Source organism: Amycolatopsis thermalba (assembly GCF_023376025.1).
Classification (GTDB): domain Bacteria; phylum Actinomycetota; class Actinomycetes; order Mycobacteriales; family Pseudonocardiaceae; genus Amycolatopsis_E; species Amycolatopsis_E thermalba.
On the sequence record NZ_CP091196.1, the window covers coordinates 1,088,914 to 1,098,389 of the forward strand.

The following is a 9,476-nucleotide window of genomic DNA, read 5'->3' on the forward strand; positions in this document are numbered from 1 at the left end:
AGGGTTGCCTCGGTTGTACATCTACGGATAGGACGGGCATGCCAGAACCGCAGGAAGTTCCGGTCTACGACCTGGTCGGGGTCGGCTTCGGCCCTTCGAATCTCGCGCTGGCGATCGCCGTCACCGAGCACAACGCCGGCGGCGGGGCGGCGGTCACCGCGCACTTCCTGGAGCGGCAGCCGCGCTTCGGCTGGCACCGGGGGATGCTGCTGGACAACGCCACCATGCAGGTGTCGTTCCTCAAGGACCTCGTCACCATGCGCAACCCGGCCAGCGAGTTCAGCTTCCTGTCCTACCTGCACAGCCAGGGGCGCCTCGTCGACTTCATCAACCACAAGAACCTCTTCCCGCTGCGGATCGAGTTCCACGACTACCTGGAGTGGTCGGCCGCCAAGGTGGACGACCTCGTCTCCTACGGCCGCGAGGTTGCCGGGATCACGCCGGTTCCGGGCGAGGAAACGTTGTTCGACGTGCGGACCACCGACGGGCAGGTGTTCCGCGCCCGCAACGTCGTGTTCGGCACCGGGCTGCGGCCGAACCTCCCCGAGGGCGTCACGACCAGTGACCGGATCTGGCACAACCACCAGCTGCTGCACCGGATCGGCAAGGTGACCGACCCCGAGCGGTGCGTCGTCGTCGGCGCCGGGCAGAGCGCTGCCGAGGTCACCGCCTTCCTGCACGACAGGTTTCCGCGGGCCGAGGTGTGCTCGGTGTTCGCCCGCTACGGTTACAGCCCGTCGGACGACAGCTCGTTCGCGAACCGGATCTTCGACCCGGAAGCGGTCGACGCGTTCTACACCGCGCCGGAGGACGTCAAGCGTCGGCTGATGGACTACCACGGCAACACGAACTACTCGGCCGTGGACCTCGACCTCATCGACGACCTGTACCGCCGCGTGTACCGCGAGAAGGTGCAGGGCGTGCAGCGGCTGCGGATCTTCAACGCGTGCCGCCCGATCGACGTCGACGAGACCGAGTCCGGTGTCCGCATGGCGATCGAGTCCCTGACCACGGGCGAGAAAACGGTGCTGGACGCGGACCTCGTCGTCTACGCGACCGGATACCGTCCGGCCGATCCGACGTCACTGCTCGGTGAGCTGGCCGCGAAGTGCCGCCGCGACGAGCAGGGCCGTCTGCGCGTCGAGCGCGACTACCGGCTGGTGGCCCCGGACGTCAAGGCCGGGCTGTACCTGCAGGGCGGCACCGAGCACTCGCACGGCATCACCGCCTCCCTGCTCTCCAACACCGCGGTGCGGGTCGGCGAAATCCTGCGCTCGATCCTCGACCGGCGGGAACCGTCGTTCGACTGGCCGGCCCAATACGCGGTCAGTGGTGTGAAAGCCGAGGAGTGGGCGTGACCGAGTACGACCTCGAGACCTTTGGATCGGTGGCTGAGCCACTGAGCCTCGTGACCAGGCTGGCGCGTGCCGGGTTCGACGACTACGTCGTCTACGAGCGGGACGGCGTGTGGACGTTCGCGGGTGGGGCGCTCGCGACGGTGTCACTCGACGCCGAGCGAGTGCGCATCTCGTACGGCGGCGAGGTGACCGATCGTGCGTGGACCGGGTCGCCGGGCGAGGCGATGCGGTCGGCGCTGGCGGAACTGCCCGTCACGGGATGGAACGCCTACGGCCGCGTGCACTTCTCGTTCGCCGGGCTGGTGCCGGGGCTGGGACTGCGGGGCGCCGCGACCCCACCGGGCGAGGTGGTGCGGGTGATCGTGCCGCGCACCGAGGTGCGGCTCGACGGGCACACGGTCGGCATCCGCGGCGTGGACGCCGCCGAGCGGGCGCGGGTCCGCGAAATCCTCGAAGCGTCGTTCGCGGCGGACCAGCCACAACCGGCCGAAGTGGACGTCCGGGCCGGTGGCGAGAGCTACCGCGAGCGGGTCGCGCAGGCGGTCAAGGAGATCCGGCAGGGCCAGTACCAGAAGGTGATCCTGTCCCGGGTCGTGCGGATCCCGTTCCCGGCCGACCTGGTCGCGACCTACGAACTCGGGCGGCGCGGCAACACCCCGGCCCGGTCGTTCCTGCTGCGGCTGGGCGGTGCCGAGGCGGCCGGGTTCAGCCCGGAGATCGTGGTGTCGGTCGACGCGAGTGGTCAGGTCACGACGCAGCCACTGGCCGGCACGCGCGCGTTCGGCCGGGGCAGCGCGGCGGACGCGGCCGCGCGGGCCGAGCTCGAGTCGGACCCCAAGGAGGTGTTCGAGCACGCCGTGTCGGTGCGGACCGCGCAGGAGGAGATGCGGCGGGTGTGCGTGCCGGAGTCGGTGCGGGTCGGCGACTTCATGGGCATCAAGGAGCGGGGCAGCGTGCAGCACCTGGCTTCGCTGGTGAACGGGGACCTCGCGGACGGCCGGTCGGCGTGGGACGCGCTGGAGGCGGTCTTCCCGGCGGTGACCGCGTCCGGCATCCCCAAGCGCGAGTCCCTGGACGCGATCTCCCGGATGGACGATCCGCGCGGGTTGTACAGCGGCGCGGTGATAGCGCTTTCCCACGACGGCGCCCTGGACGCGGCGCTGGTGCTGCGGGCGGTGTACCAGGAGGGTGCGCAGGCGTGGCTGCGCGCGGGCGCCGGGATCGTCGCGGACTCGACGCCCGAGCGTGAGTTCGAGGAAACCTGCGAGAAGCTGGGTTCGGTGGCGCCGTTCGTGGTGCGCGCCTGACTCGTGAAAAAGGCCCCGGGGTTGCCCGGGGCCTTTTTCAGCGGCGGCGCCAGAGTAGCCAGCCGAGGTAGGCGCCACCGAGCGCGGCGGTCGCCACCCCGACCGGCAGCGTCGACGAGCCGGCGATGCGCTGGGCGACGAAGTCCGCGGCCAGCACCAGCAACGCGCCCATCCACGCGGCCGGGAGGATGCCCGCGCCGGCGGCCCTGGTCAGGCGCTTGGCCAGCTGGGGCGCGGTGAGGGAGACGAAGGCGATCGGCCCGGCGGCGGCGGTCGCGATCGCGCAGGCCGCCGTGCCGACGACCAGCAGGTAGACGCGGCTGCGTTCGACCGGGACGCCGAGCGCGGCCGCGGCGTCGTCGCCCATTTCGAGCATGTCCAGCCGTCGCGTGCCGGCGAGCAGCAGCGGGATCAGCGCGACCAGGGCGATCGCCAGTGGCCAGAACTGGGTCCAGCCGAGGTTGTTGAGGCTGCCGGTGAGCCAGACCGTCGCGCGGGCGACGTCGGCGAGCTGGGCGTTGACGATCAGGTAGAAGTTGACGGCCTGGAGGATCGCGCTGACGCCGATGCCGACCAGGACCAGGCGGGAGCCGCGGACGCCGCGCTGCCAGGCGAGCAGGTAGACGGCGAGCGCGGTGACCAGCCCGCCGGCGAGGGCGCCGCCGGAGACGGCCAGGGTGCCGCCGCCGAAGAGCAGGATGATCAGCAGGCCGCCGGTGGTGGCGCCGTAGTTGAACCCGATGATGTCCGGGCTGCCGAGCGGGTTGCGCGACAGGCTCTGGAAGACGGCGCCGCTCATGCCGAGCGCGGCCCCGACGGCCAGCGCGATGAGCACGCGGGGCAGCCGGAGGTCGAGCACGGCGAAGTTCGTGATGCGGCTGCCATTGCCGAGCAAGGTGCGAACGACATCGAGCGGCGCGACGGCGATCGACCCGGTGCCCAGGGCGAGCACCCCGAAGACGACGACCGCGACCGCAAGGGCGACACAAACGAGGAGCGAGCGTCGGTTGGCGGGATGGGGCGCCGTGCGGGCCTTGGTGAGGAGCTGGGTCATGAGGGGGCCGCCTCGTGGTGGTGCGAGTGGGCGGGTGGTGTGGGTGTGGTTGGGCCGCTCGTGCGGGGGGTGGTGTGTGGGTGGGTCAGTCGCGCGGGTGTGGTTGGGCCACTCGCGCACCGGGGGGTGCATGACTGGGTCAGTCGTGCGTGCGTGGTTGGGCCGTTCGTCTGGTCTGTGGTGCGCGGGTGGGTCAGTCGTGGGGGCACGGTTGGACCAGTCGCGCGGGGCGGGGTGTGTGGGTGGGCTTGTCGTGCGGGTGTGAGTGGGCCAGTCGCGCGGCCAGTGGTACGTGAGTGGGTCAGTCGTGGGGGCACGGTTGGACCAGTCGCGCGGGGCGGGGTGTGTGGGTGGGCTTGTCGTGCGGGTGTGAGTGGGCCAGTCGCGCGGCCAGTGGTACGTGAGTGGGCCAGTCGTGGGGGCACGGTTGGACCAGTCGCGCGGGGCGGGGTGTGTGGGTGGGCCAGTGGTGCGGGTGTGAGTGGGCCAGTCGCGCGGCCAGTGGTGCGTGAGTGGGCCAGTGGTGCGGGCACGGTTGGGCCGGTCATGCGCGCCCCGCCTTTGTGTGGCGGACCAGTGCGATGAACAGCGGTGCCCCGAGCAGGGCGGTCACCACCCCGACGTCGATCTCCTCGCGGGCGATCACCCTGCCCAGCACGTCGGCCAGCAGTAGCAGCGCGGGGGCCAGCAGGGCGCAGTACGGCACCACCCACCGCTGGTCGGGGCCGGTGATCGCGCGCACCATGTGCGGCACCGCCAGTCCGACGAACACCAAGGGGCCCACGGCGGCCGTCGCGGCGCCGGCCAGCAGTGTGACCGCCACCAGGGTCAGGGCGCGTGTCCAGCCGAGGTGCGCGCCGAGCGACTTGCCGGCGTCGTCGCCCAGGGCGAGGGCGTTCAAGGGGCGCGCGAGGAACAGCGCGAGCACCAGGCCGGCCACCAGGAACGGCAGCACGCGCACCAGGGTGCCGCCGTCCGCGCGCTCCAGTGACCCCACCGTCCAGAACCGCATCTGGTCCAGCGTCTGCGTGTCCAGCAGGGTCATCGCTTGGGTCAGGCCCGTCAACGCGGCCGACACCGCGGTCCCGGCCAGCGCCAGCCGCACCGGCGACGCGCCACCCCGGCCGGCGATCACGTACAACACGAAACCCGCGACGGCCGCCCCCAGGAAGGCGAACCACACGAACGCCCGCAGATCCGTCACCCCGAGCACCCCGACCGACAGCGCGGCAGCCGTCGCCGCGCCCGCGTTGATGCCCAGCAGACCCGGGTCAGCGAGGGGGTTGCGCGTCAGCGCCTGCATCAGCGCCCCGGCCACCCCCAGCGACGCGCCCACCGCGATGCCGATCAACGTCCGCGGCACCCGGATCGACCAGACCACATAGGACGAATCCGAACCGTCCCGGTGGAACAATGCGTCGAGGACAGTCCCGAGTGGAATGGACCGCGAGCCGACCGCGATGCTCAGCAGGGCCACCGCGACGAGCACCACGAGCGCGACGAGCAGCCCGGCCACCCGCGACGACGCCGCCACGCGTGGCCCCCGGTCCGGGGTGGCCTGGGTGGATGCACCGGTGGTCACGGGCGTTCTCCTGGTGCGGGGTGGGTGGTGGCCCGGTGTTCCGCCCAGCGCGGGTGGCCGTGGTCCCTGGCGTGATCAGTGGCGGCTCGGGTGGGTGCACCGGTGGTCACGGGTGTTCTCCAGATGCGGGACGGGCGGTGTGGTGGCGGTTGCCGGTGCTCGCCTGGCGTTGCGTCCGGCGCGGGTGGCAGTGGGCGGCCGAAGCGCCAGCGCTCACCCGGCGATCCGCCTCGCGAGCGCGGCCTTCGACACCTTCCCGACCTTCGTCAGCGGGAAGCTGTCCAGCACCTCCACCCGGTCGGGCAGCTTGTACGCCGCCACCCCGCGCGACCGCAGGAACGCCGTCACCTCGCGCAGCGTCGGCGCCTCCCCGCGCACCACCAGGAACGCGCACGTCCGCTCACCCATCACCTCGTCCGGCATCCCGACCACCGCCGCGTCGTGGACGGCCGGGTGGGCCAGCAGGTGGTTCTCCAGCTCCTCCGCGGGAATCTTCTCGCCACCGCGGTTGATCTGGTCCTTGACCCGCCCCTCCACGACCAGGTGCCCAGACGGCAGCACCCGCACCACGTCGCCGCTGCGGTAGAACCCGTCCGGCGTGAACGACCGCGCGTTGTGCTGCTCCGCCCGGTAGTAACCACGCAGCGTGTACGGCCCGCGCGTCAGCAGCTCGCCGCTCTCGCCGGGCGCCACCGGGTCGCCCTCCTCGTCGACCACCAGCACCTCGTCCGCCGGGCACAGCGGGCGGCCCTGCGTGGTGATCTTCAGCTCGTCCGGATCGTCCAGCCGGGTGAAGTTCAGCAGCCCCTCGGCCATCCCGAACACCTGCTGCAGATCGCAACCCAGCGTCGCGCGCACCCGGGAGGCCGGCTCCGCGTTGAATTTCGCGCCACCCACCTGGAGCAACTGCAGGCTCGACAGGTCCTCGTCCATGAACTCGGCCGCGTCCATCCACAGCAGCGCGACCGGCGGCACCACCGCGGACACCGTCACCCGTTCGCGTTCGATCAGCTCGAACGCCGTGTCCGCGCTGGGATCCGGCGCCAGCACCACCGTCCCACCGGCGGCCAAAGCGCCGAGCAGCCCCGGCGAAGCCAGCGCGAAGTTGTGCGCCGCGGGCAACGCCACCAGGTACCGCGTGTCGGCCGAAAATCCGGACACCGAAGCGCTCGCCCGCGCGTTGTACAGGTAATCCTGGTGCGTCCGCGGGATCAGCTTCGGCGTGCCCGTCGTCCCACCGGACAGCAGGAACAACGCCACGTCGGAAGGATCCGGCGCCGCCAACGAGACCGGCGCCGCGGACGGCAGCGACTGGAACTCCGCCGGCTCGCCGACCACGAACACCTGCCGCACCGACGGCACCGCCTTCTGCACGGTCCGCGCCAGCTCGCGGTAGTCGTACCCGGCGTCGTCGCTGTCCGCGACCACGTACGCGACGGCCTCGCTCAGCTCGCACAGCGGCACGATCTCGCTCTCGCGGTGCGCGGGCAGCGCCAGCACCGGCAGCACGCCGGCCCGCAGGAACGCGAAGAACAGAGCCACGAACTCGGGCACGTTCGGCAGCTGCACCACGACCCGCTCACCCGGCCGCAACCCCGCCGACACCAGGCCGGCCGCCAGACGCGACGCCCACGCGTCGAGTTCGGCGTAGGTCCACCGCGCACCGTCGGCCGCCACCAGCGCGACCCGGTCCCCGTGCGCGGCCGCGCCCTCGGTCAGCAGGACGTCGAGTGGCTGTCCGGTCCAGTAGCCTCCGGCGCGGTACTCCGCCGCCAGGTCCTCGGGCCAGGGCACACAGCCGTGCAACATCGTCAGCTCCCTCGATCGCGCGAACTTAGGTTAGGCTAGCCGACGTTACGAAGGGAAGGTGCTCGTGCGGCTCGGGGAAATGGTCATCGACGTCACGCCGCTACGGAGCGCATCCGCGTACCGGCTGGTCTTCGCCGCGCAGACACTCACCGTGCTGACAACGGCGCTCACGAACGTCGCGATCAACCTGCACGTCTACCAGGTGACCGGGTCGTCGGTCCAGGTCGGACTGGTCAGTCTCGTGTTCGGCATCGCGTTGCTGGGCGGGCTGCTCGCCGGCGGGGTGATGGCCGACCGGGTCGACCGCCGCCGCCTCATCCTCACCACGCGGGCGACCGTCGCGGTCGTGCTCGGCGGGCTGGCCGTGAACGCCGCGATCCCGCACCCGATGCTGTGGTTCGTCTACGTGGCCGCGATCCTCGCCGGCGCGATCAACGGCCTCGGCGGCTCGGCGCTGATGGCGGCGATCCCCGCGCTGGTCAAGCCGGAGCACCTGACCGCGGCCGGCGCGCTGATCACGGTGACCAGCCAGTTCGGCGCGATGGTCGGCCCGTCGATCGCCGGGGTGATCGCGGCCGGGCCCGGCGTCGCCGCGTGCTTCGCGATCGACGCGCTCGGCTACGTCGCCGCGGTCCTGCTCATGTGGCGGCTGCCCGAGCTGCGGGCAGGCAAGCCGGACGAGGACCACCAGCACCCGTTCCACGCGATCGCCGAGGGTTTCCGCTTCCTCCGGCACAACGCGGTCGTGCGCGGACTGCTGCTGATCGACCTGTGGGCCATGCTCTTCGCGATGCCCTACGCGCTCTTCCCGCAGATGGGCACGGAGGTCTTCGGCGGCGGCCCGTCCGCGGTCGGCCTGCTCTACACCGCCCCGGCGGTGGGCGCGTTCCTCGGCGCGCTGGTCAGCGGCTGGACCGGACGGTTCCGGCACAGCGGCCGCGCGCTGATCGCATCGGTGCTGTTGTGGGGACTGGCGATCACCGCGTTCGGCCTGTCCGGCGAACTGTGGCTGGCGCTGCTGTTCCTGGCGCTCGCCGGGATCGGCGACACCACGTCGGAAATCCTGCGCCGCGCGCTGCTCCAGCACCACACGCCTGGCCACCTGCAGGGCCGGGTCAGCAGCCTGTGGCTCGCGCAGGCCACGACCGGCCCGGCCGTGGGCAACGCCGAAGCCGGGCTCGCCGCGCGGCTGCTCGGCCCGGCCGGCGGGATCGTGGCCGGCGGAATCGTGTGCGTGCTCGGCGTCTGCCTGGTCGCGGTGACCATGCCCGGACTGCGCCGGGCCAGCCTGCAAGGAGAACCATGCCACTCGCCGACGTCAACGGCATAAAGATCAACTACGACGACCTCGGCTCCGGCGATCCGGTGGTGCTCGTGATGGGCACCGCCGCCAACGGCCGGGTGTGGCACCTGCACCAGGTGCCCGCGCTCCTCGACGCCGGCTACCGGGCGATCACGTTCGACAACCGCGGGATTTCGCCCGCCGAACCGGGTTTCACCATCGACGACCTGGTCGCCGACACCGCCGGCCTGATCGAGCACCTCGACCTCGGCCCGTGCCGCCTGGTCGGCACGTCGATGGGCGCGCAGGTGGTGACCGAGCTGATGCTCGCGCGTCCGGAACTGGTCAGCCAGGCCGTGCTGATGGCGACGCGCGGCCGCCCGGACGCGATGCGGGCGGCGATGGGCGCGGCGGAGAAGGAGTTGCGGGACAGCGAGATCGCGCTGCCCGCGAAGTACGAGGCCGTGATGCGGGCAGTGCAGAATCTCTCACCCCGCACGCTGAACGACGACGCGGCGATCGCGGACTGGCTGGACATCTTCGAGATGTCGCCGACCCTGTGGACGCCCGGCCTGCGCGCGCAGCTCGACCTCGACATCACCGAGAGCCGCCTGGACGCCTACCGCGCGATCGACGTTCCCTGCCTGGTCATCGGGTTCGCCGACGATCTTCGCCTGCCCGCGTACCTCGCGCGTGAGGTCGCCGACGCGATCCCGTCCGCACGGTACGTGAAGATCGCCGACGCCGGGCACTACGGATATCTGGAGCGCCCGGACGCGGTCAACGACGCTCTCGTCACCTTTTTCGCCGCTGGACACTCTTAGTATCGCCTTACTAAGGTAAGCCTCAGTTGACCTGACGGCACTGGAGGCTTGGCGTGACTAACCCCTTCGACGACGACAACGGGCGCTTCTACGCGCTGGTCAACGACGAGGGCCAGTACTCGCTGTGGCCCACCTTCGCGGAGGTGCCCTCGGGCTGGCGGATCGTGTTCGGGGAGGACAGCCGCCAGGCGTGCCTGGACCACATCGAGGCCAACTGGACCGACATGCGGCCGCGCAGCCTGGTCGAGAGCGAGTCCTGA

8 protein-coding genes are annotated in these 9,476 nt (G+C 71.6%); 5 read left to right on the forward strand and 3 right to left on the reverse strand.

Translation table 11 applies throughout. From position 1 onward, the window contains the following. Positions 1-38 precede the first annotated feature (38 nt). Together L1857_RS05445 and L1857_RS05450 are read left to right on the forward strand one after the other, a co-directional pair. Positions 39-1,358, forward strand: a complete 1,320-nt coding sequence (locus tag L1857_RS05445) for a lysine N(6)-hydroxylase/L-ornithine N(5)-oxygenase family protein (protein WP_116115167.1) — start codon at positions 39-41, stop codon at positions 1,356-1,358. Continuing rightward, positions 1,355-2,665, forward strand: coding sequence for a salicylate synthase (locus tag L1857_RS05450; protein ID WP_205413430.1), 1,311 nt, complete (start codon positions 1,355-1,357; stop codon positions 2,663-2,665). Before L1857_RS05445 ends, L1857_RS05450 begins: the two co-directional genes overlap by 4 nt. A 37-nt stretch (positions 2,666-2,702) precedes the next feature. Here the strand turns inward: L1857_RS05450 and L1857_RS05455 are convergent, their stop codons facing one another. The 3 genes from L1857_RS05455 to L1857_RS05465 form a co-directional block, all read right to left on the reverse strand. Continuing rightward, positions 2,703-3,719, reverse strand: a complete 1,017-nt coding sequence (locus L1857_RS05455; protein ID WP_249464580.1) for a FecCD family ABC transporter permease — start codon at positions 3,717-3,719, stop codon at positions 2,703-2,705. Between the two features lie 544 nt (positions 3,720-4,263). Continuing rightward, positions 4,264-5,301, reverse strand: a complete 1,038-nt coding sequence (locus L1857_RS05460) for a FecCD family ABC transporter permease (RefSeq protein WP_240323157.1) — start codon at positions 5,299-5,301, stop codon at positions 4,264-4,266. Between the two features lie 213 nt (positions 5,302-5,514). Further along, positions 5,515-7,110, reverse strand: coding sequence for a (2,3-dihydroxybenzoyl)adenylate synthase (locus L1857_RS05465; RefSeq protein WP_116110478.1), 1,596 nt, complete (start codon positions 7,108-7,110; stop codon positions 5,515-5,517). 64 nt (positions 7,111-7,174) lie between these two features. On the opposite strand from L1857_RS05465, the gene entS reads away from it, so the two are divergent. Genes entS through L1857_RS05480 form a run of 3 tightly spaced genes read left to right on the forward strand, consistent with a single transcriptional unit; the run spans position 7,175 to position 9,476 of the window. After that, positions 7,175-8,440 (forward strand): enterobactin transporter EntS, encoded by a 1,266-nt coding sequence (entS, locus tag L1857_RS05470; protein ID WP_249464583.1) that lies wholly within the window; start codon positions 7,175-7,177, stop codon positions 8,438-8,440. Then, entirely contained in the window at positions 8,413-9,216 is an 804-nt protein-coding gene (locus L1857_RS05475; RefSeq protein WP_094003849.1) for an alpha/beta fold hydrolase, read from the forward strand. The genes entS and L1857_RS05475 overlap by 28 nt, the downstream gene beginning before the upstream one ends. A gap of 53 nt (positions 9,217-9,269) precedes the next feature. Beyond that, positions 9,270-9,476 carry an MbtH family protein gene (locus tag L1857_RS05480; protein WP_094003850.1) on the forward strand — a complete coding sequence of 69 codons (207 nt, stop codon included), beginning with the start codon at positions 9,270-9,272 and terminating at the stop codon, positions 9,474-9,476.